General features: G+C 73.4%; 22 protein-coding genes. 12 read left to right on the top strand and 10 right to left on the bottom strand.

Features of this window, described 5'->3' with window-relative positions:
• Window positions 1-12: 12 nt before the first annotated feature.
• Both ABZ321_RS46160 and ABZ321_RS46155 read left to right on the top strand, forming a co-directional pair.
• Window positions 13-3393, top strand: a complete 3381-nt coding sequence (locus ABZ321_RS46160) for an AAA family ATPase (RefSeq protein WP_354902541.1) — start codon at window positions 13-15, stop codon at window positions 3391-3393.
• Between the two features lies 1 nt (window position 3394).
• A complete protein-coding gene (locus ABZ321_RS46155; protein ID WP_354902538.1) occupies window positions 3395-4999 on the top strand; it encodes an SCO2524 family protein in 1605 nt (534 codons plus the stop codon).
• Between the two features lie 28 nt (window positions 5000-5027).
• On the opposite strand, the gene ABZ321_RS46150 is transcribed toward ABZ321_RS46155, so the two are convergent.
• From ABZ321_RS46150 to ABZ321_RS46140, 3 genes are read right to left on the bottom strand one after another with little or no spacing between them, the layout of a single operon-like run.
• Window positions 5028-6023, bottom strand: a complete 996-nt coding sequence (locus tag ABZ321_RS46150) for a HEAT repeat domain-containing protein (RefSeq protein ID WP_354902535.1) — start codon at window positions 6021-6023, stop codon at window positions 5028-5030.
• A gap of 6 nt (window positions 6024-6029) precedes the next feature.
• The gene (locus tag ABZ321_RS46145) at window positions 6030-6680 is read right to left on the bottom strand and encodes a HEAT repeat domain-containing protein (RefSeq protein WP_344507047.1); all 651 of its coding nucleotides are present in this window, start codon (window positions 6678-6680) and stop codon (window positions 6030-6032) included.
• A 48-nt stretch (window positions 6681-6728) separates the two neighbouring features.
• Window positions 6729-7562, bottom strand: coding sequence for a hypothetical protein (locus tag ABZ321_RS46140; protein WP_354902533.1), 834 nt, complete (start codon window positions 7560-7562; stop codon window positions 6729-6731).
• Window positions 7563-7643: 81 nt separating this feature from the next.
• Here ABZ321_RS46140 and ABZ321_RS46135 point away from each other — a divergent pair, with 81 nt between their 5' ends.
• Window positions 7644-9050, top strand: coding sequence for an FAD-dependent oxidoreductase (locus tag ABZ321_RS46135; protein WP_354902531.1), 1407 nt, complete (start codon window positions 7644-7646; stop codon window positions 9048-9050).
• A 52-nt stretch (window positions 9051-9102) separates the two neighbouring features.
• Here the strand turns inward: ABZ321_RS46135 and ABZ321_RS46130 are convergent, their stop codons facing one another.
• Window positions 9103-9849, bottom strand: a complete 747-nt coding sequence (locus ABZ321_RS46130; RefSeq protein WP_344507053.1) for an SDR family oxidoreductase — start codon at window positions 9847-9849, stop codon at window positions 9103-9105.
• A gap of 89 nt (window positions 9850-9938) precedes the next feature.
• Between ABZ321_RS46130 and ABZ321_RS46125 the strand changes: the two genes are divergently transcribed.
• On the top strand, window positions 9939-10610 hold the full coding sequence (locus ABZ321_RS46125) for an HAD-IB family phosphatase (RefSeq protein ID WP_354902527.1): 672 nt from the start codon (window positions 9939-9941) through the stop codon (window positions 10608-10610).
• A 44-nt stretch (window positions 10611-10654) separates the two neighbouring features.
• On the opposite strand, the gene ABZ321_RS46120 is transcribed toward ABZ321_RS46125, so the two are convergent.
• The gene (locus ABZ321_RS46120) at window positions 10655-11194 is read right to left on the bottom strand and encodes a hypothetical protein (RefSeq protein ID WP_354902524.1); all 540 of its coding nucleotides are present in this window, start codon (window positions 11192-11194) and stop codon (window positions 10655-10657) included.
• A gap of 146 nt (window positions 11195-11340) precedes the next feature.
• On the opposite strand from ABZ321_RS46120, the gene ABZ321_RS46115 reads away from it, so the two are divergent.
• Entirely contained in the window at window positions 11341-12561 is a 1221-nt protein-coding gene (locus ABZ321_RS46115; protein WP_354902522.1) for a M48 family metallopeptidase, read from the top strand.
• Here the strand turns inward: ABZ321_RS46115 and ABZ321_RS46110 are convergent.
• Complete coding sequence (locus ABZ321_RS46110) at window positions 12548-13342, bottom strand: hypothetical protein (RefSeq protein ID WP_344507061.1); 795 nt, start codon at window positions 13340-13342, stop codon at window positions 12548-12550. The genes ABZ321_RS46115 and ABZ321_RS46110 overlap by 14 nt on opposite strands.
• A 56-nt stretch (window positions 13343-13398) precedes the next feature.
• Complete coding sequence (locus ABZ321_RS46105) at window positions 13399-13974, bottom strand: hypothetical protein (RefSeq protein WP_344507063.1); 576 nt, start codon at window positions 13972-13974, stop codon at window positions 13399-13401.
• Between the two features lie 177 nt (window positions 13975-14151).
• Here ABZ321_RS46105 and ABZ321_RS46100 point away from each other — a divergent pair, with 177 nt between their 5' ends.
• From ABZ321_RS46100 to ABZ321_RS46090, 3 genes are read left to right on the top strand one after another with little or no spacing between them, the layout of a single operon-like run.
• Window positions 14152-14295: a hypothetical protein gene (locus ABZ321_RS46100; protein WP_354902520.1), complete on the top strand. Its 144-nt coding sequence runs from the start codon at window positions 14152-14154 to the stop codon at window positions 14293-14295.
• A gap of 16 nt (window positions 14296-14311) precedes the next feature.
• Window positions 14312-15577 (top strand): hypothetical protein, encoded by a 1266-nt coding sequence (locus ABZ321_RS46095; protein ID WP_354902517.1) that lies wholly within the window; start codon window positions 14312-14314, stop codon window positions 15575-15577.
• A gap of 10 nt (window positions 15578-15587) precedes the next feature.
• Window positions 15588-16463, top strand: a complete 876-nt coding sequence (locus ABZ321_RS46090; protein WP_344507069.1) for a hypothetical protein — start codon at window positions 15588-15590, stop codon at window positions 16461-16463.
• Between the two features lie 120 nt (window positions 16464-16583).
• Here the strand turns inward: ABZ321_RS46090 and ABZ321_RS46085 are convergent, their stop codons facing one another.
• The gene (locus tag ABZ321_RS46085) at window positions 16584-19343 is read right to left on the bottom strand and encodes a hypothetical protein (RefSeq protein WP_354902514.1); all 2760 of its coding nucleotides are present in this window, start codon (window positions 19341-19343) and stop codon (window positions 16584-16586) included.
• 444 nt (window positions 19344-19787) lie between these two features.
• Window positions 19788-20666, bottom strand: coding sequence for an alpha/beta hydrolase (locus ABZ321_RS46080; protein ID WP_354902512.1), 879 nt, complete (start codon window positions 20664-20666; stop codon window positions 19788-19790).
• 105 nt (window positions 20667-20771) lie between these two features.
• Here ABZ321_RS46080 and ABZ321_RS46075 point away from each other — a divergent pair, with 105 nt between their 5' ends.
• Together ABZ321_RS46075 and ABZ321_RS46070 are read left to right on the top strand one after the other, a co-directional pair.
• Window positions 20772-22742 (top strand): BTAD domain-containing putative transcriptional regulator, encoded by a 1971-nt coding sequence (locus ABZ321_RS46075; RefSeq protein WP_354902509.1) that lies wholly within the window; start codon window positions 20772-20774, stop codon window positions 22740-22742.
• Between the two features lie 371 nt (window positions 22743-23113).
• Entirely contained in the window at window positions 23114-23383 is a 270-nt protein-coding gene (locus ABZ321_RS46070; protein ID WP_354902506.1) for a hypothetical protein, read from the top strand.
• Between the two features lie 248 nt (window positions 23384-23631).
• On the opposite strand, the gene ABZ321_RS46065 is transcribed toward ABZ321_RS46070, so the two are convergent.
• Entirely contained in the window at window positions 23632-24114 is a 483-nt protein-coding gene (locus ABZ321_RS46065; RefSeq protein ID WP_354902504.1) for a hypothetical protein, read from the bottom strand.
• Between the two features lie 215 nt (window positions 24115-24329).
• On the opposite strand from ABZ321_RS46065, the gene ABZ321_RS46060 reads away from it, so the two are divergent.
• Together ABZ321_RS46060 and ABZ321_RS46055 are read left to right on the top strand one after the other, a co-directional pair.
• Entirely contained in the window at window positions 24330-24788 is a 459-nt protein-coding gene (locus ABZ321_RS46060; protein WP_354902501.1) for a hypothetical protein, read from the top strand.
• Window positions 24789-25163: 375 nt separating this feature from the next.
• Window positions 25164-25442: a hypothetical protein gene (locus ABZ321_RS46055; RefSeq protein ID WP_354902499.1), complete on the top strand. Its 279-nt coding sequence runs from the start codon at window positions 25164-25166 to the stop codon at window positions 25440-25442.
• Window positions 25443-25570: the final 128 nt, after the last annotated feature.

Here is a 25570-nt window from a genome sequence, read left to right as displayed (position 1 = left end):
ACCATCTGCGGCATGGGCCGGTGGGGCGCCACGGGGTACGGGACGTTCCTGCTCGGCACCGGCATGGGCATGATCACGAATCTGATCACCGGTGACCCGTCGGGCTGGCCGGCCGTCCTGCAGCCGGTCGCGACGTACTCCCCCGCCATCGGCGCCGGGCTGGTCGTCGCCGTCGGCGCGAAGGCGGCGTGGGACGTCCGCCGGGCCGGCATCCGGCGTCCGACATGGACGGACGGCAACCCGTGGCCCGGCCTGTCCGCGTACACGTCGCGCTGGGCCGGCGTCTACTTCGGCCGGACCAGCGAGACGGAACAGCTCCTGGCCCGGATCCGGGACGCCCGCTCGGCCACCCGCCGGTTCGTGCCGGTCCTCGGCCCGTCCGGGTCCGGCAAGTCGTCGCTCGTCCTCGCCGGTCTGCTGCCGGCCCTCGGCGACGCGTACCGCGTGCTGCCGCCGCTGACGCCGGGCACCGACGCACTTGGGGAACTCGGCGCTGTGCTCGGCACCGACCTGACCGCCGCCGCCGCGACCGCCCTCGCCGCCGCCCGCGCCGGTAGCCCGCCGCCCCGCCTCGACGCGCCGCTCGCCGCCCTCACCGCCCGCCGCGACGGCACCCACCGGGTCCTGATCGTCGTCGACCAGCTCGAGGAGACCGTCACGCAGGGCGTCGAGGAGGACCGGCACGGGCTGCTCGCGGTCGTCCAGGCGCTGCTGGAGCACGAGCCGCGGCTACGGGTCGTCGCCACCGTCCGCTCCGACACCATCGGCGAGTTTCAGCAGGGGCCGGGCCGGGACCTGTTCCGCGACCCGCTCATGGTCAACGTCATGGGCCCGCATGAGCTGCGGCTCGTCGTGGATGAGCCGGCCCGCCTCGCCGCGGTGACGTTCGACGACGGCCTGGTCGACGAGATCGTCCGCGACACCGGCGGTGGCGACGCCCTGCCGCTGCTGAGCTACCTGCTCAACGACCTCTACCGCGGCGCCGCCACCGACCGCCGGATCACCCGGCGGGAGTACCACGCCTCGGGCGGCGTCGCCGGCGCCATCGGCCGGCGCGCCGACGATGCCGTCCGCGACCTCGGCGACGGCAGCCTGCCGCTGTGCCTGGACACCCTGCTGTTGTTCGTCACGCTCGGCCCGGGCGGCGCGACCCGCCAGCGCGTCCCCGCCGCGATCCTCGACCACCGGCAGCGCGCCGTCGTCGCCGCGTTTGTCGACGCCCGCCTGCTCACCAGCGACGAGGCCAGCGGCAGCCCCGTCTTCGACATCGCGCACGAGGCCCTGCTGCGCCAGTGGCGCCCACTCGCCGAGCACATCCTCCTGCACGAGGAGAGCCTGCGACGCCTCACCGAGCTGGCGCCGCTCGCCCGTGCGTGGATCCGCGCCGGCCGGATGCCTGACTACCTCATCGGCGGCGCCCGCCTCGCCGACGCCCTCACCTGGGCCCGGTCCGGCCGTACCGTCGCCTCGGAGGTCACGGAGTTCCTCGACGCGTCGGAGCGCAACCAGGCCGGTGCCCTCGAACGCCGCGCCAACACCGTCGCCCGCCAGGCGCTCGACACCCTCGACGCGGACCCGGAGCTGGCGTTCGCGCTCGCCTGGGCCGCCTACCGCGAGCTTGCCCCGACCCCCCTCGCCACCCACGCCGTCTCGTCGGCCCTGGCCAGCGGCCTGCTGCGGTCCATCCAGTACGAGCGGCGCCCCGTCCACGTGGCCTTCGCCCTCGACGGCCGCCTCGCCACGGCCGCGGACGTCACCGACGTCTGGGCTCTCGACGGCAGTCTGGTGTTCCGCGCGGACGGCGACGGCCCCGTCGCGTTCGCCCCCGACGGTCGCCTGGCCACCGTCGCCCGAGGCGTCGTGCACGTCTGGGACACCGCCGGCAACCCCCTGGGCACAGCGGACACCGGCGACGGCCGGGTCACCGCTGTCTGCTGGACCGACGACGCCCTGCTCGCCACCGCCGACGAGCAGGGCCGGATCCGCCGCTTCGCCGCGACCATGCGCGAGGTCGGCGTCCTGTCCGACGGCCATGTCCCCGTCTACGCCATGTGCGCCGTGCCCGGCGGTGGCCTCGCCGCCGGCCGCGGCGACGGCAGCGTCCTGGTGTGGGACGCCGCCGGCCGCATCGCGAACAGGCTCGCCGGCGACGTCCCCGACAACCGGGTGCTGGCGGTCGCGGCGGGTCCCGGCGGTCGGATCGCCGCCGGTGGTCGCAACAACTCGATCACCGTGTGGGACCTGCCCTCGGCGACCGTCGCGTGGCGCGCATACTGCCCCGACGTCACCGCGCTGGCCATCGCCCCGAACGGCTCACTCGTCTGCGGCACGCGAGCCGCCACCGTCGTCTGGGACGCAGCTGGAACCCTGGCCCACAGCTTCCACGATCACGGTCAGGACGCGTCCTCGATCGGTTGCAGCACGGACGGCCGGCTGGCAATCGGCACCGAACACTCGACCGCGAGCGTCTGGGACCTCGCCGACGGGCCCGAGCACGTCGTCACCAACCTGCCCGCCCACCACCTCGGCTGGACACCGGACGGACGCCTCGTCATCGGCGGACCCAGCGGCTGCCACCTCTGGAGCGGTGCGGACCAGCCGATCGTCCCGTTGCCGGGCGAGCCGGGTGCCGCACGCGCCCTCACCGTGTCTCCGTCCGGCATGGTGGCGCTCGTGTCGCAGACCGGCGACCTGTTGTTGAGCGACACCGCGGACGCGTCGCCGCGACGCATCGCCCATGCCGGCCAGGTCACAGCGGTCACATTCGCCCCGGACGGCAGGTGGCTCGCGACCGGCGACCTCGACGGCGTCGTGCAGGTGTGGGACCTGACCGGCCGCTGCCGGTGGAGCCTCGACGCAACGGCCGGGCGCCTCTCGGGCCTGGCCTGCGCCTCCGAAGAACGGGTCTTCGTCGCGGGATCCCGGCTCGTCGCCGTCACGCCGGGCGGAGCGACCCCGGTGCCGGCCGACGGCTCCGTCAAGGCACTGGCAGCCGGACCGGACGGACGGCTCGCCGCCGGCGGCTCGGACGGCGGCATCATCGTGTGGGACCGGCCCGACCGTGTCCGCCGTCCCATCGGCCGGCACCGCCAGACGATCACCGCGCTCGCGTACGCCGCCGACGGCCGGCTCGTCTCCGGTGGACTCGGCGGCGACGTGCGGCTCTGGGACGTCGACGGCCGTCCTGTCCATCGCCTCAGGTTCGGCGGGGACGTCACGGCCATCGCCTTCAGCGACGCCGGTCTCGCCGTGGCGTCCAGCGGCGGCACCCTCCGGATCCGGCCTACCCTCGACGCGGCGGCGCTCGCCCGGATCGCCGGCCGGCATCACCGCCGGACGCTGACCGCCCGCGAGCGCGACGTCGCCGGCCTGCCGCCGGTGGAAGGGGGCTGAGGTGCGGTTGGATCCGCGGGCGGAGTTGCTGCGCGTCTGGGAGGCCGTGGCGCGGTACTCGTTCCGCGACGGCGGGTTCCTCTGGGGCGACCCGGCCGCCGGTGACGCGCTCGAGGACGCGCACCAGCTGCTGTGCATCCTCGGGCCGGCCGCGAACCTGCCCGGGCTGCGCCTGGACGTGCCCGGCGAGACCGCCGACGACGCGGCCGGGGCGTTGCGGGCGCTCGGGGACCGGTTCGAGATCCCCGAGCGGCTCGTCGTCGCGATGCGCGAGTACCTCACCCGGTACAGCGACGGCACCGGCGCGCCGGTCTTCCCCGGTGGCCCGTCGCTGGAGCCGCCGGCACCAGCCGTCGAAGCGGTCGCCGGGCTCAGCGCCGACCTGCGGCTGTGTCTCGCGATGCTCGGGTTCTGCCGCGTGTACCGGCGGCAGACCGCCGACGTCGAGCGGCTCACCGAGGTCCGGCTGACCGCGGCGATGACGGGCCTGCTGCGCGCGTACTCGGTCCGCGCGTCGGCAGACGACACGCACCTGCGGCACCTCGTGCGGCCGGGCCCGCGTGACGAGCAGGCCGTCCGCGACGAGTTCGCGGCGGGACTCGTCGAGGTGCAGGCGGGCCTTCGGGAGATCAGTATCGGCGCGCTGCCGGACCACAACGCCGTCTACCGGGGCGCCTGGTTCGAGTGCGGCTGGGCCTGGACGGTCGTCGCCGGCGCCCTGCCCGTCGATCTCGATCCGTTGCCGGACGGCGTGGTGATCACGCAGCGGCCCGGTCCCGCCGTGGCACCGCAGTTGTACAGCACGCTCCTCGCGCTCCATGCCGTCGACGAGCTGTTCACGGAACGCACCAGGATCCTCGGCCTGCTCACCGAGGACCAGCAGCGCCTGGCCCGGGCGCTGCAGCTGCGCTCGGACCTCACCGGCGCGTACTGGGCCTGGGTCGCCACGTTCGGCGAGCACCGGTGGCCGCTGGAGCGCGTCCCGTGGCGCACCGCCGACGGCGACGAGTCGCTGCACAACAGCGCCGTGGTCGCCGCGATCACCAGCGTGGAGCTCGGCACCCGGCGCGGCAACCAGCAGCTGCCGTACGCGTACCTGCTGCGGGTCCTCGCCGGCCTGGCCGCCCGGCACGGCGTCGCCCGCCCGCCGCTCGCCGCGTCGCCGCCGGCGGTGCTGCCGGAGCATCGCTGCCCGTGTCCCGGCCTGCCCGGCACGACGCAGCGGGCCGCCGCCACTGTCCCGATCCTGTTCCGCGTGGCGGTCCGCGCCGCCACCGCGGTCGACGACGGTCCGCTGCGGACCGGGTTCGAGGACCTCGCCGACCAGCTGTGGCAGCATCTGCCGCTGTTCCCGGCCGGCCACACGCCGAACTGGCACGACACGCTGCACGCCGTCGACGCCCTGACCCTGGCGACGCGACTGACGTCCGGTGTCGCTCCGCCGGCGCCGGCGCTGTTCGTACATGAGCTGCTGACGACGGCGGAGACCCTCGCCGGTGAGGATCATCCGGTCGTGGCGCGCGCCCGCGGGTTCGTCGACACAGCGCCCGCCCGCGCCGCGGCGCTGCTCTACCGCCTCGTCGCCGACCTCGACCGCCCGACCTGACCGCCGTCCAGCGGCCCGGGGGCGTCGGTCATCGGGAGCGGAGCTGCAGGACGTAGGCCGCGGTGACGGCGACGCCGCGGTCCTCGTCTCCGGCCAGGTCCGTCAGGGCGGCCGAGGCGGTGGGGCCCGGGATGTCCGCCAGGGCCTGTGCCAGCCGCCGGCGGATCGGTGCCGCGTCCGCGCCGGGGGTGATGCGGGCGGTGAGGCCGGTCGCGATCCGCTCGCCCAGGTCGGCGTCGGCCGCGAGGGTGGTCAGGGCGTCGGCGGCGTCGACGTCGTTCGCGCCGTCGACGACCATGTCGATGAGGGTCGGGACCGCGTCGGCGGCGCCGCGGGGGCCGAGCGCGAGGGCCGCGTGCCGGCGGACGGTGACGTCGGGGTCGGTGAGGGCGGACCGGAGCAGGGTGGTCGCCGCGGCGTCCGGGATCTCGGCGATGGACTGCACGGCGCGGTCCCGCACGGCGGGGTCCGGGGCGGTGAGGCCCTCGGCGAGCAGGGTGAGGCCGCCGTCGCCCGACTGGGCGAGGGCCCAGCGCAGGGCGCCGGCGACGTTCGGGTCCGACTCGCTCAGCGCGGCCTCGACGAGCGCGTCCGTCGGGGCGTCCGGGGCCGAGGTCAGGGCGGCGCGCTGGCGGCGGCCGGCGCTGTCGGAGCCCAGCGCCTGCAGGAGGGCGACGATCTGCAGGACGTCGTCCCAGGCGGCGGGCTCCGCGGCGTCGATCCGGCGCAGCCGGGTGAGCAGGTCGGTCTCGGCCGCGATGCGGTCCGTGGTCTGCCGGATGAGGTCGGTGACGAGGTCCGACGGGGTGAAGCCGGGGTCGTCCAGGGCGCGGCCGACCTCACGCAGCGACAGGCCCAGGGTCCGCAGGCTCTCGATGTGGAAGATCCGGCGGATGTCGTCGTCGGAGTACTCGCGGTAGCCGCCGACGGTCCGGCCGGTCGGCCGCACCAGGCCGAGCGACTCGTAGTGCCTGAGCATGCGGGCGCTCACGCCGGACCGCCGGGCCACGTCACCGATCAGCAAAGCGGGTCACTCCTCCTGGGCAGTGGCGGCCGGGCCGAGGGCCCTGACGCGCTTCGCCTCCTCGACCGCGAGCGCGAAGCCGGCGTCCGGGTCGTGCAGCAGCCGCTCCGTGGCGGCGGCGTGCTGCCGTACGAGCGGCACCGGGCTCGACGCCGCGGCGCGCAGGGCCGGCTCGATCATCTCACCGAGCGCGACCAGCGACCGGCTGAGGCTCAGCTGCGTCTCGCGGTCGCCCCGCCCGAGCTGGGTCGCCAGCACGCCGGCCAGCTCACCCTCGGCACCGGCCGGGACGAGCGCGACCGCCGTCCGCCACGCGGTGCGCGCCACCGTGTCGTCGGCGTCGGTGAGCAGCTCGCGGGTGATCGCCGGCCACGCCTGCCGGTCGCCGATCTTCGACAGCGTGTGCAGCGCCTGGCTGCGCGCCTGCGCCCGCTCCGACCGCAGCTCGCCGATCAGCCTGGGGACCGTCGCCGCCGCCGGGTGGCGGGTGAGCGCCCAGGTGAGCATGTCCCGCACGAAGAAGTCGGGCTCGACCGCGCACCGGGTGACCAGGGTGTCGACGAGCGACGGGTCGGGGGCGGTGCCGACGGCGAGGGCCGCCTTCAGCCGTACCGACGAACTCCCGTGCTCCAGTGCCTGGACCGCTTGCATGGTCATCTCGACCACCTCCTGCGACACAGTGAACGGCTTGTCACCGTGTCAAGGTCAAGGAAGGTGCGTCAGGTCCCGGTACGCGCCGATGATCGAGCTGGTCAGCTCGGCGAACTCGACGCCCGGGTCGCGGGCCGGGTGCAGCCGGTCGAGCAGGCCGTCGGCCCGCCGGACGGCGTCGACGGCGGCGCGGACGGCCCGCTCGTCGCGGACCAGGTCGACGCACTCCCCGGCGAGGGACTCCAGGGCCCGCACCCGGCGGCCGATCTCGGCGTCGAGGCCGGTCAGGGTCTCGCCGAGGCGGGCGCGCCGGTCGGCGAGCGACGCGTGCAGCGCCGCCGACGCGGGCCCGGCGGGCAGGCCGGCCGCGGCACGGGTCAGGTCGATGAGTCGCCGGCCTGCGGCGGCGCGGTCGTGCAGGAGACCGGCGAGGGTCCACAGCGACCCGGCGAGCGGCTCGCTCGGGGCGGGCACGGAGACCAGGTCACGCAGGCGCGGCCACACCAGCAGGGTCGCCTGCACGGCGCTGAACGCCTCGGCGAACACGGCGGTGTCCGCGGGCCGGTGCAGGGCCACCCGCCGGTCCTCCCAGCTCACCCGCCCGCCGGCCGTGCCCAGGGCAAGCGCGGCCGCGCCCAGTGCGGCGCCGGCCAGCGGCGTGAGCAGCACGGTCGCGGCGGCGGACGCGCCGGCGGCGGTGCCCGTCGCCAGCCGCAGCGAGGTGCGGCGGGGCGGACCGGGACGGGCGCCGGCGCGGGCCGGGATGAGGTGGATGATGCCGTCGCGGCCGGTGCGGGACACCGGCTCGGTGAAGGTCGGCTCGTCGAGCGCCACGAGACAGCCGCCGGCACCGTCGAGCACAACGAACAGCAGGTCGTCCGCGGCCACGACGCCAGTGTATCGACGCGCCCGGTGACCCACATGCACGAACACCACCGGCGTCGGGTGAAGCGCCGGTACAGTTCGGCGATGAGACACCCCGCGCTGCGCGACGCCGCCGGCACGCCGTTCTGGCTGGACCAGCCACAGCGCCCACAGCGGCCACAGCGGCCACCGCACCCGCCGCTGCGCGGGGCGGCAGAGGCGGACCTGGCGGTCGTCGGCGGCGGGTTCAGCGGGCTGTGGACGGCACTGCTGGCGAAGGAGCGCGACCCGGGGCTCGACGTCGTCGTGCTGGAGGGCCGCCGGATCGGGTGGGCCGCCAGCGGGCGTAACGGCGGGTTCTGCGCGGGCAGCCTCACCCACGGCCTCGCCAACGGCGCCGAGCGCTTCCCCGACGAGATCGAGACCCTCGAGGCGCTGGGCCGGGAGAATCTCGACGGCATCGAGGCGACGCTCCAGCGGTACAGCATCGACTGCGGCTTCGAACGCACCGGTGAGCTGTCGGTCGCCACCGCCCCCTGGCAGGTGCCGGGGCTCCTCGAGCAGCAGCGGCTGTCCGAGCGGCTGGGGCGGCGGGTCGAGCTCCTGGACCGGGACGCGATCCGCGCGGAGGTCCACGGCGCGACCTACGAGGCCGCCGTCTGGGACCGCGACGGCACAGCGCTGCTCGACCCGGCGCGCCTCGCGTGGGGGCTCGCCGACGCGTGCGCCGCGCTCGGGGTGCGCTTCCACGAGGGCACCCGGGTCACCGGCATTTCCCCCGCCGGCGCGGGGCTGCGGCTGCGCACCCCGGACGGTTCGGTCACCGCGGCGAAGGTCGCGCTGGGGACGGGCGCGTTCCGGTCGCCGCTGCGGCGGGTCCGGCCGTTCATCGTCCCCGTGTACGACTACGCGCTCATGACCGAGCCGCTCACCGCCGGGCAGCTGGCGTCGATCGGCTGGGCCCGGCGGCAGGGCATCGCCGACGCCGCGAACCAGTTCCACTACTACCGCCGCACCGACGACGACCGCATCCTGTGGGGCGGCTACGACGCCGTCTACCACAACGGCGGCGCGATCCGTCCCGCGTACGACCAGCGACCGTCCACATCGGACAAGCTCGCCACCCACTTCTTCGAGACGTTCCCGCAACTGGAGGGGCTGCGGTTCACGCACGCGTGGGGCGGTGTCGTCGACACGTGCTCGCGGTTCTGCGCGTTCTTCGGCACCGGGCACGGCGGCCGGCTCGCGTACGCGGCGGGCTTCACCGGCCTCGGCGTCGGCGCGACCCGCTTCGGCGCGCAGGTGATGCTGGACCTGCTGTCCGGCGAGCCGACGCCGCTGACCCGGCTGCGGATGGTGCGCTCGAAGCCGGTGCCGTTCCCGCCGGAGCCGGTCCGGTCCGGGGTGATCCAGCTGACCCGCTGGTCGATCGCCCGCGCCGACGCGCATGACGGCCGCCGCAACCTGTGGCTGCGCACCCTGGACAGGCTCGGCCTCGGCTTCGACTCCTGACCGCCCTCGCTTCGGTTCCGACGGATCAGCCGGTTCCGACGGATCAGATGGATCAGATGGTGAAGCCGCCGTCGACGTTGACGGTGGCGCCGGTGATGTACCGGCTGTCGGGGCCGGCCAGGAACGCGACCGTCGCCGCGACGTCGGCCGGGTCCGCGTAGTGCCCGAGTGCGGTGAAACCGTTGATGGTGGCCGCGTTCGGACCGTCGGCCGGGTTCAGGTCCGTGTCCGTGGCACCCGGATGGACGAGGTTGACCGTGATCGCGCGCGGGCCCAGCTCGCGCCCGAGCGACTTCGTCAGGCCGACCAGCGCGGTCTTGCTCATGGCGTACAGGCTGAACCCGGGAAACACGGCCCGCTCCGCCACGTTGCTCCCAATGTTGATGATCCTGCCGCCGGCCGCCATGTGCCGCACCGCGGCCTGGCTGGCCACGAACGGCGCGCGGACGTTGACCGCGACCGTCTCCTCGAACGCCTCCAGGCCCAGCTCCTCGATGGGGCCGAGGAGGAAGGCGCCGGCGTTGTTCACCAGGATGTCGAGGCGGCCGAGCTCCGCCGCGGTACGGTCGACGGCCCCGGCGACCGCGGCGGGGTCGGCGCTGTCGGCCTGGATCGCGACGGCCCGGCGCCCGGTCGCGGTCACGGCATCGGCGGTCTCCTTCGCCCGCCCTTCGTCGTGCTGGAACGTGAACGCCACGTCGGCGCCCTGGGCCGCGAGGCGCCGCACCACGGCGGCGCCGATCCCGCGCCCTCCGCCGGTCACCAGGGCCACCTTGCCTTCAAGCGTGTTCGTCGTCATGCGGACCAGCCTTCCGCGCCGCGCGCCCCACGTCTGGCGGCGATCGGACGCGGCGTTGCTCTCCAGCGCCGGTACGACAGACTGGTCGCGTGGTGGTGCGGTTGGTGGCGTTCGATCTCGACGGGACGCTGACCCGGGGACCGACATGCCTGGAGGCGACGGCGGCCAGGCACGGCTTCGCCGAGCAGATGGCGATCTGGGAACGGGCCCGCGGCGACGACGCCATCATCGAGATCCGCGACGCCGTCTGGGCGCTGCTGTCCGGCTGGACCCCCGAGCAGCTGACCGCGCCGCTGGCCGACATCCCGCTCGCCCCAGGCGCCGCGGCCGGGATCGCGGCCCTGCACGCCGCCGGAATCGATGTGGCGATCGTGTCGCTGGGCTTCGCCCCGCACGTCACGCACTTCGCCGAGCAGCTCGGCGTCGCCACGGTCATCGCGACCGAGATCCTCGCCGGAGGCGGCTTCCGGCACGTGTTCCCGTCGTCCAAGCCGGTGCTGCTCGAGCAGTACGCGGCGTCCCGCGGCTGGTCCCTTGCCGACGTCGCCGCGGTCGGCGACAGCCACGGCGACGTGCCGATGCTGCGCGCCTGCGGCATGTCCGTGTTCGTCGGCCCCGACCTGCCCGACGACCTCACCCCGACCGCCCACCTACCGGGCGCCGCGATCGACCACCTCGCCGCGCTCTGCCTCCAGGCGAACACCACCCGGCCGATCGAGACGCCGGCGATACTGGCGGCCGACGTCTCGACGTCACGTTGAGCAGCAACCGGCCCCGTCGGCCTGTCACGCGGACAGGGACGCGGTCACGGGAGCGGCAGCTGTGCTGCCTGCTGCCGCGCCGAGGCTCGGCGCCGGCGCGAGTTCTCCCGTCGGATGAGCACCGGCAGGACGACGAAGGTCACGAAGAGCCCGATCGTCAGCGCGAGGGCCAGTGCCAGCAGGTACGCGAGGGTTGCCGTCTGCGCAGCGGTCGTGAGCCGCCATTCCTCGGCGGTGTGGAACTGAGGGTTGGGATGGGTCACGAGGAAAGCAACGAAGCAGGCGATCACCCACACGGCACCGACCCCCTGGCTGATCCGGACCGTTGCCGAGGACTTCATCTGGTGGGGATCTGTGTCGGACCGCCGGAGCCTGCGGCCCCACCAGAAGAGGAAGGCGACGCTCACGACCCCGAGCGCCGCGCCCGCGACCGTCGCTGTGACCATCGACCAACCGCGCTCCGACATCGCCGCGATCAGCCTCTGGGCATCAATGCTCACCCCGATTGCCGTCATGAGCAGGAGCGGCAGCACCACGATCGTCGGATGCCGGTCCACGACGTTTCCCGACTTGCGCCTGGCCATTCCTCATCATGGCCGACAGTTCCGCGTTTGGCAGTCCCGCGTCGGGCAGCGGACGAACCGTCTGCTCGAACCCGCCGCCGGCGGCGTTCTCGGCAAGCGTGGCGCTCGGGGCGGCGCTTCTGACGACGGCGGCGCATAATTCACGCATGACGGACAGCGCGGACAATGTCGTCGGCTGGCGGTGGCTCGATGTGCGGCTGCACCGGCGGGTGCGCCGGCTGGTCCGCGCCCTACCGGCACCGAGCCGTCTGCGCCGGGCCGCCACCGCGGCCGTCGCCGCCGTCGTGCAGGCCGGTGCCTTCGCGACGCTGGTGTTCGGTGCATGGCTGTGCACGGTGCGGTTCCCCAGCGTCGCGCTGCTGCCCGGCGCCGTGCTGGTCCTCTTCGGTGTGCTGACCCTGCCCCGCCCCGCGACCCTGCCGCGCGACGTCGTCACAGCTCGCCGCGCCGACATGCCCGCGCTGCACGCGCTGGTCGACCGGGTCGCCGCCGCGCTGGGCGTGCCCCGGCCCCACCTCGTGGTGCTGGACGACCGGTTCGCCGCCGGCTCGGGCCACGCCGGGCTCCTGCGGCGCCGGTACCTGCGCATCGGCGCACCGCTCTGGGCGGTGCTCGACCCCGCGCAACGCACGGCGCTGGTGGCCCTGGAACTGGCCCGGTTCGGCGGCGGCGACCCGAGCCGCGCAGCGCTCACCGGCACCGTCGAACGCACCCTCGCGACGATGGTCGCCATCTTCGAGCCCGGCGCGGACAAGCTGCTGCACGCCGGCCGCGAGGAGGACGTCACCAAGATGATGGCGGCGAACCCGACGCGGATCGGCCAGCAGCACTCGCAGTCGTACACGAACCTCGCCGGCGACCTGGTACGGCCGTTCGTGGCGCTCCTGCACGGCGGGTTCGGCCTGGTACGGCTCGGCTACCTGACGCTGCTGCAACCCGAGGCGCTCCGGGCGGTCCTGGCCGCCGACGCCCGTGCGGCGGCGGTGGCGGGCACGCCGCAGGTCCGGTCGGTCCTCGCCACGCGGCTGCTCGTCGAGCCGATGGTGACGGTCCTGCGCCGCGACGCGCGGGCCGGTGACCGCTCCGGTGTGGTCCGGCGCGACGAGCCCGAGGTGGTCGTCGCCGGCTGGCCCGCCCTCGCCGCCGCTCTCGTGGCGAAGCACGCGCCGTCGATGCCCGAGCTGTGCGACGCCGACGTGGCACGCACCGCGTCACCCTTCGCGGTCACGCCCCCGCTCGGCCGGCGCATCGAGATGCTCACCGAGAAAACGGCGACGCCGGCGGCGGACCCTGACGAGTCCGCGGCGACGGACGTCGAGCTGCGGCCGATGTACCGCCGGCTGGTGCGGGACCTCAGGAACGGCTGAGATTCGGCGGTGCCCCGTACAGCACGGTCATCAGCTCGGCGTATCCGGCCGCCGTGCCGATGCCCTGGCGACGCTCGGGATGCACGAGATAGTGGTGGACGGCGTGGGCCAGGAACAGCGCGTCGATGGTGTCGGTGCGGATCCGGGTCCGGGTCAACGGCAGGCCGGCGGCGCGGACCAGGTCGGGCCTGGCGTACGTGAGCCGCAGCGACAGCGCCGTCGGTGTGGTGGGTGGCAGCGAGGCCGTCGTCAGGGCGTCCCACGGAACGGTGAGCGTGCCGAGCGGGCCGCGGTCCTTCACGCCGTCCGGTCCCAGCTGGACACCGACGCCCCGCCACGCCGCGGCGATCTGCAGGACGCTCAACACGACGACCAGGCAGGCCAGGACGAGCAACGCGTCACCCATGAACCACCCTGCCGGGTCTTCGGCCGGCCGGTCGCGTTGCAGCGTACGGGAGTTGACCGCGATCATGATGATGGTCGCGCTCATGAAGGCCGCGCCGGCGGCGTGGAGGACGTGGTTCGGCGGTGACGGGGCACGGAACACGCCCGCGCCGGCATCGACCGTGAACGCCGCCGGTCGCCGCCGGGTCAACGCGACGACCGCCAGGACGAGTGCCGCGAGGCCGAGCAGGGGCGGCAACGTCGGTATGGCGTACCTGAGGTCGCTGTCCGGTGCCGACAGCAGGTGCGCGCCCACGAGCACGCCGGCAAGGGCTACCGCGCCGCCGAGCACCCAGCGAGGGTGACGCGCGACGCCGGCGAGGATCGCGGAGATCATCCGGGCAGCGTAGGGGGCACGGCGCTGACTGGGAAGCGCGGCGTCGGCAAGCGGACCTACCGGGTCGGGCCGGCCGCGGCCAGTACAGGATGCTCGGACGGCAGGTGATCTGCCAAGGCTGAGCGCAGCACGGCGCGGCCGGGGCGGGTGAGCCAGATCTCGACCTCGAACGTGTCGCGTCCGTCGCGGGTCCGGATCGGGGGCATCGACGCGCCGGCGGTGAGGACCGCGACGCCGTGCGGCCCGGTCGGTGTCACCTCCAGCAGCGGCGTGCCCCAGCGGCGGGTGAAGCGCACCGACTCGACCGCCGGCCAGCGCACGATCATCGGGGACGAGCCGCGGGAGGCCAGCTCCAGGCCCGCGCTGGAGATGCGCAGCCAGTCCCGGCACCACCGCCACCGGAAGAAGGCGAAACATGCGGCGTAGGTACAACTGTAGACAACGGCGTTGCCGCCCAACATCAACAAGTTCCGGGCGGGCGGCGGAGGGGGTGCCACGGCCAGCATGATGAGCGGGAACACCGCCCATAGCGCCGTTGAGATCGCCAGGCCGAAACCGAACGCGCGCCAGAACCCGGGGCGAAACGTCACAGCGTCCTCAGCGGGCGGCGGGATCTGCTCAGGGCGCGGCATGCACCAAGCGTACGGACGGAACGCTCCGACGCCATCCGGCAAAAGGACGCCTTCGCGCCGACCAGCCAGGCACACGTGGTGGGGCGGGGGGCGAAGCGTGGTGTCGCGGGTTTGTGGGTGGCGGTCGGGGGGCAGTGGTCGCGCTCGGGAAGCCGGGGGACGTGACCGGAGGGACGCATGGAGATCAGGCCGGCGGCGGTGTACCAGCGCGTCGGCCAGGCCGGGCACGTGACGCCGCTGGACGAGCGGGTGCTGGAGGACACCGACACGCTGCCGGTGTTCGGCCTGGTGTTCGGCCCCGCCCACCTCGTCACCGGGTGACGGGAGAACCGCGACCATGGACCTGCACGACATCCAGCGCGGCGTGCTCAGCCCGCGCCCGTCGTCGTACGCGGCGGCGTACCTCGCGTTCCGCATCGACGACCGCGCCGCCGGCCGGAAGCTGATGCGCCGCGTCGCGGCCGTCGTCACCTCCGCCGCCGACCCGGCCGGCCCGCTCGGCGAGACCTGGGTCAGCGCCGCCGTGACCTGTCACGGGTTGCGGGCGCTGGGCGTACCGGAGAAATCCCTCGACTCGATGGCGTGGGAGTTCCGCCAGGGCATGGCGGCCCGCGCGACCGTGCTCGGGGACACCGGGCCGAGCGCGCCGGACGTGTGGGAGACGCCGCTCGGGTCACCGGCCGTGCACGTCGTCCTCGTCGCCCTCGCACCGGACACGGCGATGCTGGACGCCGCGATCGACCGGGCCCGTCCCGCGTACGAGCGGCTGCCCGGCGTCACCGCGATCTGGCGGCAGGACTGCCACGCGCCGCCGGCCGGGACCGAGCCGTTCGGCGTCCGCGACGGCATCAGCCACCCCGCCGTCGAGGGCAGCGGCATCCCCGGGTCGAACCCCTTCGAGACGCCGCTCAAGGCCGGCGAGGTCGTGCTCGGGTACCCCGACGAGCTCGGCGGCGTGCAGACCACCACCCCGGACGTCCTCGGCCGCAACGGCAGTTACGTCGCGTTCCGCAAGCTCCGGCAGGACGTGGCCGCGTTCCGCCGGTTCCTGCGGGCGAGCGCGGACACGGACGGCGAGGAGCTCATGGGCCGGTGGCGCGGCGGCCCGCAGCTGGCACTCGCGCCCAAGCGCGACGCCCTGGCGCTGTGCCGTGCCGACGCCTTGGTGCTCGCCGGTCAGGACCGCGGCGGGAGCCGCATCCGCCGCGCCAACCCGCGCGACTCGGCCGTAGCGGGAGAGGTCCGGCTGCATCGCATGATCCGCCGCGGTACCGCCTACGGCCCGCCCCTGCCCGAAGGCGTCCTCGACGACGACGGCGCGGACCGGGGTCTGCTGTTCGCGTTCGTCGGCGCGCACCTGGGGCGCCAGTTCGAGTTCGTGCAGACCGAGTGGCTCAACAACGGCGTCTTCTTCGGCGCCGGCGACGCCCGCGACCCGATCGCCGCCACCGCCGGCCCGGGCACGGTGGACTCCACGATCCTGCGGCGTCCCGTGCGCCGCAAGCTGCGCGGCGTGCCGAACTTCGTCACCACTCGCGGCGGCGAATACGCGTTCCTGCCCAGCCTCACCGCGCTGCGCTGGCTCGGCGAGCGGCGGGCTTGAGTGCGCGGCCGTGGACCTGCATCAGCTCCTCAACGCCGTCACCGTCGTCTTCATCGCCGCGACCATGTTCGCCGCCGGCCTCGGCGCGACCCTGCCCGCGCTGCGCGCGGCGTTCAGTGACGTGCCGCTGCTGCTGCTCGTGCTGCTGGCCAACCTCGTCGCCGTCCCGCTGCTCGGCTGGGGCCTGGCGGCGCTGTTCGGCCTGGCGACCGCCCCGTTCGTCGCCCTGCTGCTGACCGCGTCGTCACCCGGCGGACCGTTCGCCGTCAAGCTTGGCATGATCCAGGCCGGTGACGTCACCGCCGCCGCCGCGATGCAGGTCCTGCTCGCCGCCGTCGGCAGCGTCACGTTCAGCTTCACCGCCAACGCGCTGCTCGGGTTCGCCCACGTCGGCACCGGCGCCGCGCTGGACGTCGGCGCGCTGGTGCGCAGCGTCGCGCTCCTGCAGCTGGTGCCGTTCGCGGTCGGCCTGACGATGCGCCGGTACGCGCCGCCGACCGCCCTCGCCTGGCACCCTGCCTCGGTCAAGGTGTCGGACGCGACGTTCCTGATGGTCCTCACCGGCATGCTGCTGGGCAACTGGGCCGACGTCGTCGCCCTGCTCGGCACCCGGACCCTGCTGGCCGGCTTCCTGTTCGCCGCAGCGTCGTTCGGCCTCGGCACGCTGCTGTCCACCGGCCCCCCGCGCCGGCGCACCACCATGGGCGGCGTCGCCGCGGTCCGCAACATCGGCCCGGCCCTCGCCGCGGTCAGCCTCGCCTTCGACAACTCACCGGCGATCCTCGGCGCCCTCGCCGCAATCCTCCTCAGCGGCGTCGTCGCCGCGCTGCCCATCGCCGCCTTCCTCGCCCGCCACCGCACCGCAGCCCAGTCCGAACCCACCTAACAGCGTCGTGGTGCGCGCAGCGCTCAGACCGGCACCGCGGTGATCATGGCCGCGATGCCTGAGCGGTTGGCCACCGCCGTAGCGGGACGATCATGCGGCCTCACCCGGATTCGGGCCGGGTCAGCGCCACCACGCGGCCGTTTGCAGCACCGCGTCGAGAGTGGGCCCGAGGTCGCCGTCCGTGACCGCCGCCACGAACCCGGTGAGCTCGGCGAGGGCCGCGTACGCGATGCGGCGCTCCGGCGCGGCGAGCCCGGCCCGCAGCACCGTGAGCGCCACGTGCGCCTGGCTCGGCTCGGCCGTCACGATCGCCGATGCCCGTCGCGCCATCGCCGTCATGGTGAAGGTGTCCCGCGCGGCCACGCCGGCGTACCGGGTGACGAGCGGTGGCGGCAGGTGCGACGCGAGGCCATCCATGGCCTGCCGCCGATCGTTGTCGTCGTCGAACGCGACGGCGGCGGCCATCGCCCGGTCGAGCTGCGTTTCGGACAGCACCGGGCCGAGCGCGACCAGTGTCTGTGGGCGCGAGTTTTCGTCGACGGCGGTGCTGAGGGTCAACGCCAGCGCGTCGGCGATGAGCAAATCGCGGGCGGCGACGGGCAGCAGCGGGGCCAACCCGGCCAGGGTGCGTATCCGCCAGTGCGTGTCGACGATCTCGCCGGCCGCGTCGAGGGCCTCCCGGAGCACGCCCGCGCGCCGGCCCACCGGCAACCACGGCACCAGCGCCGCGAGCGTCGTCGCCCGATCGGCTGCGAGGTCGAGCGCGAGGACGGCGGCGTGGGCACGCTCGAGCTGGTCCGCGGACAGCCGCGGCAGCAGCGGCGGCAGGTTGTCGCTCAGCGCGTCCGCGTGCTGGGCGGCGATTGCCTCCTCGAACGCGACAGCGACGTCATGCTCTTGGTCCCCGACCGGCGCGAGCGGGGCGGGCCCGGCCCGTCGGAGCAGGTCAGCGGGCAGGTGCGGGGCGAGCCGGGTCAGCAACGCGGCCCGGTGCCCCGGGAACTTGACCGCCGAGACGGCGTCGAGGGCCTGAGGCAGCGCGGCGGGCAGGCGCAGGGCCACCTCGACCAGCGCCTCCGCCCGGCGCAACGGGTCGCGGAGCGCGTCACCGGCGGCGAGGACCTCCGGCAGCCGGTCCGTCGGCAGGTGGGGCACGAGCGCGGCGAGCACCGGCGCCCGCTCGTACGCGTCGCCGATGACGACCGTCGCGTCGGCGAGGGCCTTGCGCAGCACCGCGACGCGACGCTCGGGCGGGAGTCGCGGAGCGAGCGCCGTCATCACCGCTTGCAGCTCGTACCCGCGGAGGATGGTCGTGGCGAGCGACAGCGCCGATTCGAGCTGATCGTCCGGCAGGTGCGGGACGAAGGCGTGCAGCAGCCGCTCCTGGTCGCGTCCGGCAGCGGTCACCGCGGTGAACACGGAGGGCCAGTGCCGGTCCGCCAGATGTTCGGCGATCAGCTGAAGGTCGACGGCGTCCGGGCACGCTGCCATCTCGGCGAGCGCGGTGTCGAGCCACGAGTCGAGGCGCTCGGGTGACAGGTACGGGATCAGGGCCCGCAATGTCGTGACCCGCCGGTATTGGTGATCGACGGCGGCCGCCGCGGCCAGCGCACGGTCGATGACGATGCCCCGGGTGCCGTCCGGCAGCTGCGGTACGAGCGCCGTCAGCAGGTGCGCCCGCGCCCACGGGCCGGCCAGCTCGGACGCGGAGGCGAAGGCCTTGCGGCGTGGACCATCCGGTAGGCGCGGCACCAGCGCGGCCAGCAGATGCGCCCGCGCCTGTTCGTTGGCGGTTTCCAGAGCAGTGGAGAACAGCTGCGGCAGCCACCGGTCCGGCGCGTGCGGGACGAGCACGGCCAACATCCGCACCCGGTATGCCGGATATGCGCTGTCGACGGCGACGACCGCGGCACGATCGAGCTGCTCGGCCGACAGGTGCGCGACGATGCTGGCGAGCAGCTGCTCCCGGAGTTCCTCGTGACAGTCAGCGGCAGCGTCCAGGATGTCGGCGACGGCCCGGGCGTGCAGGTCGGCCGGCAGGCGCGGCAGGAACGCGGCCAAGACCTTGGCCCGCCATGCCGGGTACTCCAGCGTGTGCAGCCTCTCCATGGCTTGCAGCACCAGCTCCCAGGACAGCAGCGGCGCGACCTCGGCCACGAGCGCGCACCAGAGCCCCGGGTGATGATCGGCCGCGGCGGCCAACGCCTGCCGCAGCTCATCGTGCGACAGGTGCGGGGCGGCGACGGGCAGCAGGTGTTGGAACGTGAACTCGTCCATGGCGAGGAGCTCGTCCAGGATCCTCGCGGTCGTCGCGGCCCTCTCCTCGGGCGTCAGATGCGGCAGCAGGTCGACCCATCCGTAGACCCGGGCGTAGTCGTGTTCGGCGGCCGCGGTACTGGCCGACGCCAGGGCGATCAGCCGTCGCCGGTCGTCCTCCGGCACGTGCGGGAGCAGCTGGAGGACGGACCTGCCGTGCCCCGGGACGAGCCGGCCGTCACGGTGCAGCTGCGCGAGCGCCCGATGCGAGGTCCAGATGCCTTCGGTCACCGCCAGCTCGAGCAGGTCGGCGCTGATGCCGTAGCGTCGTCCGCGCAGACCCGCGGTGACCAGCCCGAACCAGATCTCGTCGTGGAGAGCGGGTGCCGGCCGACCGGCGGAGACGGCGGCGTCGGTCAGCTCGGCGGCGTGCCGGCGGGCGGGCTCGACCTCGTCGAGGTAATCGTCGATCGAGCCGTGCGTCTCGTGCGCGTGGCACCGGGCGTTCACCGGCCCGAATTCGGTGTCGGCCGTGGCGGCCAGGAGCCGGCGCAGGCCGCCCCACTGCCCGGCGTCGGCAAGGCGGCGCGCCGCGTCCCGGTCGAAGATCGGCTCCTCGGACATGCGGCGCATCGTGGCAGACCGGCGCAAGTCCCGGCGTCCTGACACAGCGGCGCTCGGCTCGTCGAGCGGTTGCCCGGCGCTTCGGCACCGGGCCGACGGAGCGGTACGACACAATGCGAACGAACATTTGCCAACGCTCTGGGCCTGAGCTCGGAACCGCCTCCCTCACCATGGCGTTCCAACATGTTGCGCTGGCATCGCGCCTTGCTCGGCACCAAACGAGCCGCGGCCGCTGCAGGACTACGGCTGCTTCCCCGCCTGCAACCCGTTCGGCCGGGGGTCGGTCGCCGGGTCGAGTTGACCGGCCTCCAACGGGCGCGCCGTCCGCGCCGCCCAGAACGGGCGCAGCCGCGGTACCAACGCCGCCAGGTAGGCACGCGCGTCGCCGGGGCCGAGTAGCGGCAATTGAGCGCGTCACCGCGCTGTCGGCGTGCAGGCGATTCGCTACCGTGCGAGCAGGGAGCGAAGCACTTTGATGATCTCGTCAGGTGCTTCCTCGGCCATGAAGTGCCCGGCCGTGGTGGTGCGGTGCTCCAGATCGGTGGCCCAGGTGCGCCACAGCGCGGCGGCGTCGTAGCCGAGTGCGGCTCCCCAGTCTTGCTGGACGACGGTGACCGGCATGGTCAGCCGGCTCCCGGCTGCTCGGTCGGCTTGGTCGTGTTCGATGTCGATGCCGGCCGAGGCGCGGTAGTCGGCGATGATGGAGGGAACCGCCTCCCGGGATGCCTTCAGGTACTCCGCCCGCAGGTCCGCAGGAATGGCCTGCGGGCTCTGCGCCCATACGTCGAGAAAGTAGCCGAAGAAGGCGTCCGCACTGGCGCTGATCATCTGCTCGGGCAGGCCGGGTGGCTGGGCCATCAGGTACAGGTGGAACGCGACCGCGGCGGTAGTCCCGTGCAGGATGTCCCACATGTCCAGGGTCGGCAGGACATCGAGGATGGCGAGGTGGGTGATCGTAGCGGGATGATCGAGGCCGGCGCGGATGGCGACGAGGGCACCGCGGTCGTGTCCGGCCAGAGCGAAGCGCTCGTGGCCGAGCTTGCCGGCGAGGGTGACGATGTCGGCGGCCATGGTCCGCTTGGAGTACGTGTCGCCGTCGCGCGCGGCGGGCTTGTCGCTGGCGCCGTAGCCGCGCAGGTCGGGACAGATCACGGTGTGGTCGGCGGCCAGGTCGGCGGCGACGTGCCGCCACATGACGTGGGTCTGCGGAAAGCCGTGCAACAGCACGATCGGGCGGCCCGTACCTCCCACCGCTACGTTGAGTGTCACGTCATCGTCGACCGCGACACGCTGGTAGCCGAACCCGGGAATGGCAAAAGTCATGATCGTCCTCTTCTCGTCGGGTGGACGATGTCAGCGTGCCGGTCGCGGATGAGCAAACGATGAGCGCGACAGGTTGTGCCCAGGCGCGGAAGGACGGTTCGATCAGTGCAGGTCAGGTTCGGTGTTCTCGGGCCGGTTGTCGCCTGGGACGGCGTCGGCACGCCGATAGACCTGAAAGGGCCGAGACACCGCGCGGTGCTGGCGCGGCTCGTCATCGCGCGCGGCCGGGTCGTACCGGTCGGCCACCTCGTCGACGACCTGTGGCAGGAGCCTCCACCGGGCGCGGTCGGCGCGATCCGCACGTTCGTAGCGGCGCTGCGGCGCGCGCTGGAGCCGCAGCGTCCACCGCGCGAGCCGGCTCGGTTGCTGGTCACCGAGGGCCCGGGCTACGCGCTTCGGGCGGCGCCCGACGCGGTCGACGCCTGGCGGTTCGAGGACGCGGTCGCCGCCGCGTCCACGGCGCCCCCGCACGAGACACTCGAGCGGCTCGATCGTGCCCTGAGCTGGTGGCGGGGGCCGGCGTTCGCCGGCTTCGACGACGAGCCGTGGGCCCGCGTCGAGCGCTCCCGCCTCGAACAGCTACGGCTGAATGCGATCGAGCAGCGGGCCGAGGCGCGACTGGCTGTCGGGCGTGCCTCCGACGTCGTACCGGATCTCGACGCGCACGTGGCCGAGCATCCGTGGCGGGAGGAGGCGTGGCGGCTGCTGGCGCTTGCGCTGTCCCGCGCGGGGCGCCAGGGTGATGCACTTGCGGTACTGCGCCGAGCCCGCGGCCTACTCCTGGAACAGCTCGGCATCGATCCGGGCCCGCGACTGCGCCGCCTGGAGACCGACATCCTCCGCCAGGCCGACCGGGTCAGCGAAGGTCCTGGTTCCCTGGGACCGGAACGGGTCTGGGCGGAGACCGCGGCGGCATACGACCGTACCGTGGCGTCCGGTTCCGGGGCTCGACTGGAGTCCACCGTCGGTTTGCTGCGAAGTCTCGCCGTGACGGGGGCGAGCGGACTCGAGGCGGCGCGGGAGCAGCGGATCGCCGCCATCGCCGCGGCCGAGCAGCTGGGCGATCCCGAGCTCACCGCCCGGGTAATCGGCGGCTACGACGTACCCGCGATCTGGACACGCTCGGATGATCCGGCGCAGGCGGCGCAGATCGTCGCCGCGGCCGAGCGGGCCCTGACCGCCGTTCACCCCGGCTCGTCCGAGACCACCCGAGCTCGCCTGCTGGCCACGATCGCGGTGGAGTCACGCGGTACGCGCGCGGCGCGCGGGCCCGAGGCGGCCCGGGAGGCGGAGCGGATCGCGCGCCACCTGGGCGACCCGGCCCTGCTGGCCTTCGCCCTGAACGGCGTGTTCATGCAGACCTTTCACCGCGCGGGCCTGGCTCCCGAGCGGGACGAGATCGGTGCGGAGTTGGTCGCGCTCTCCGCCCGGCACGGCCTGGCGACGTTCGAGATCCTCGGTCATCTCGTCCGGCTACAGGCCCGCAGCGCGCTCGCGGACTTCGCCACCGGCGACCAGCACGCCGCCGCAGCGGACCGGCTCGCCGAGCGGCACGACCGCCCGCTGGTCGGCGTGTTCACCCAGTGGTACCGCGCATTGCGACTCGCCGCGACCGGGCCGTCGCCACAGGCCGCGGAAGCCGCCTACCGCGACGCCGCGGCACAGCTCGCCAACGCCGGCATGCCCGGTGTCGAGCGGGGCCTCCTACCGCTGGCCCTGCTGTGCCTGCGCGTGTGGCACGGCGAGCCGATCCGCTTCGAAGATGACACCGACTGGGGCCCTTACACACCCTGGGTGCGCCCGCTCGTCCTGCTGGCCCGGGACCGCCGGGCCAATGCCACCGCGGCGCTGCGTCAGGCCCCGGATCCGCCGCGCGACCTGCTGTTCGAGGCCCTGTGGTGCCTCACCGCCAAGGCCGCAATCGCCCTGGACGACCGGACGGTGATGAAACGCGCCCGGACCGAACTCACGCCGGCCGCCAACGAGCTGGCCGGGGCCGGCAGCGGCATGCTCACCGCCGGCCCCGTCGCACGCCATCTCGACCACCTCAACGCGGCCCTCAGCCGCACCCGATGAGCCGGACAGCTGGGCCATGACATCCAGGTCGCCCCCCGATCGCCAGGCCACCACGAGTACGGCCCTCCCGTATCGCGTTCGGCCTGCCGCCAACGACCGCCGGGTCCAGCAGTAGTGCCAGACCGTCGTTTTCGCCCGCAGAGAGCGTGAAGACACGAACCGGCGTGCCCGCCGCTGTGAGCAGGTCGTTCATGACGGCGAGGGGGCGAACGGTCGCCTCGAGCCACGGCGAGTTGTAGCGCCAATCGTCGTGACGTCCGCTCATGCCGCACCTGGTGCTCGTTCGCAGGCCCAGCGAGTTCAGACTCTCACCCTCCGCCACCTTCTGGATCGCGTTCGGTCCGCCAGGTCGCGGTGGGTAGGTTGAGGGCATGTCTCGGGAACCCAAGCCCGTAACGTCGCTCAGCGGTCTCGTCATCAAGGTCGAGGCCGACCACGACGCGCCGTTCACGGTGATGTTCGAGCCGACCGGCATGACCTACGACCTGGTCGGCGGCCAGTCCATGACCGCCGTGGTCGAGGACGCCAGCGCCGACAACGAGGTCCGGATCGTCAACTGGGACGGCGGTGTCTCGATCTGGCCGCCCGGCAACGTCGTCACCTACGACGCCGACGGCAACGAACTGCACTTCCTGAACTGACTCCTACGGCGGCAATGCACCCGTCGAGCACCTCGGGGCGAAGCTCGACGAGGTCGAGGCATGTGCGGCGGGCGAGGCGCGCGGAGACTGCGACCGCAACCAATGGCCAGACCGTGGGCGAAGCAGGCTGCCTTGAGATCACGTGCGCTGTCATGCCGCTGGGCGCGCGACGCGACTTGACCGGGTGCGCGCCATGGCAATCCGAGTTCACCTGCTCAATGCCGCTTTGGCGAGAGACGACCCACGGCTCATGGCAGCGGCTGCATGATGACCGCAAGCAGGACCATGATCGGGAAATGCTTGTCGACCTGGCCGAGGACGACGCATACCGTACGGTCGCCGCGCCGCCATGTGTCTGCGTGATGGCCGAACGAGCAGTACGTGAGGTCCTGGATCACCGTCGGCAGCGCTTCACCGGCGATGAGCCGGTCGAAGTCGCGATCGAACGAATAGGTCCGCGGCTCGCCCCAAGCGGCAGTAAGTGCGCTGACAACCGCGCCGCGCCGCCGCTCAAAATCGTCTTCGACCTCGGCCCACCGCTCGCCCGGCGCATCCTCAAGGATCTCGCTCGACGCGAGCGGCGCGAAGTGACGATCCGGTCCACTCTGCGCCTGGCCGACGACCCAGTTGTCGGCTCCGGTCGGCGTGGTCGGGAACGGACGCGCCGTCAGTTCTTCGGCCAGCGCCACCCACCGGGCCGGCTCGACGGACGGGTCCGGCTCATCATGCACGGCCGCAATGTAGCAATAGCGCAACCACACCGCCCAGTGACCGGCGTGCACACATCTGCCGCGACGGGCTCGACGACGTTTGCAGGACCGGCGCCTGACAGGCGGGACCGATCGCGAGAATCGGCCAGTGACGGGTGCGTACGGTTTCGTGCTCGGCCTGTCCCGTGACCTGTTCTGGGCATACCCGACCCGACGATGTTGCGGTAGTCGCGGACGTGGTGGACCAGATCTGGCAGGTCGGTGACGCCGTCCTCGACGACGGTGAAGCAGTTGGGGCCGGGAACGCTGTGCCGACGAAGCTCCTGCTGGTCGCGCCGTTCGTGTCGGTCGCACTTGGGTTGCTGTACCAGCAGTACACCGTGCACGCGAAGGGCGTCGGCGCCTACATCGACGAACATGTCCGGCCCGTCATCGTCGAGACGGCCGGCGACGACCGGCTGTGGCGGTGGCAGCGGTACCTGACGCAGGACATGTATCCGGGGTGGCGCAGTCGGTTCGCGATGTGGATGGCGTTTCTCATGCTGGTCCCTGCGGTGCCGGTGTTCGGCCTGGCCTGGGTGCTGCCGTCGCTGGATTCGTTCTGGACCTGGTCGGTGTGGTCGGTGGGTGTCGTCATGGTGGCGGCACATGTGACGAGTTGGTTCGTTGAGAGCCGCGGCGTCGAGTGGATCTGACGAGCCTGATGGGGTCCATTGCATTGGGGCGCTCCCTGGTCAGGCAGGCTTGACCGGTGAAGCTCCAGATCGGCCGACGTGCGTCCCCGTCGCCACGGGCGGCGTTCGCCGGGTTCCGGTTTCCGCCCGACGTGATCGTGGTCGCGGTCCAACTGCACCTTCGACTATTCCGCCGCTTTGCGGATGTACTACCCGTGCGGCACCAGCTGCAACTCTTCGACCAAGACGCCGAAGACGCCAATCTCAGGCGGCCCGGACTGGAAGTACTATGCGGCCAAAGCCGGCCTGATGGTCGGCGTCGGACTCGTCGTAGTTACAGGCTGTCTGGCGTTCGTGGCTGGATGTGCTGTTGTGGCCCCAGCTGGTGTGGCAGCGGTGAGCGATCCGGCCTACGGTGAGGTATCGCTCGAGCTGGACGGGCACTACGGCGTTGAGTCGCTGCTGGAGCGGTTGCTGGTCGGCCTCGACAGTGAGACGTTCCACGAGGTCGTGGCGCTGCCCCCGGGTGGTGTCTGGGCGCAGGCGACCGGGCGGCTGGCCGACTACGACCATGCCGCCGCCCGGCGGGTGTTCGACGTTCTGCGGTCAGTGCTTCCGCCGGGCTGGCCGACACCGGCGGCGGGAGTCGGCCCGCTCGTCGAGGAGGCTCCCTGACCAGCGACCATCATCGCTCATCTGATGGCCGGTGTACCGCGCGACGACGCCCGCGAGCGCATCCGCGCGGTATCGACCATCTGCTGCAACAATGATGGGCGGACCGGCTATTTGACCGTCCGGAAGGG

The organism is Dactylosporangium sp. NPDC006015 (assembly GCF_040614215.1).
Lineage (GTDB): Bacteria > Actinomycetota > Actinomycetes > Mycobacteriales > Micromonosporaceae > Dactylosporangium > Dactylosporangium maewongense.
The sequence above is the reverse complement of the archived record's forward strand: the minus strand, read 5'-3'. Positions and strand labels throughout refer to the sequence as shown.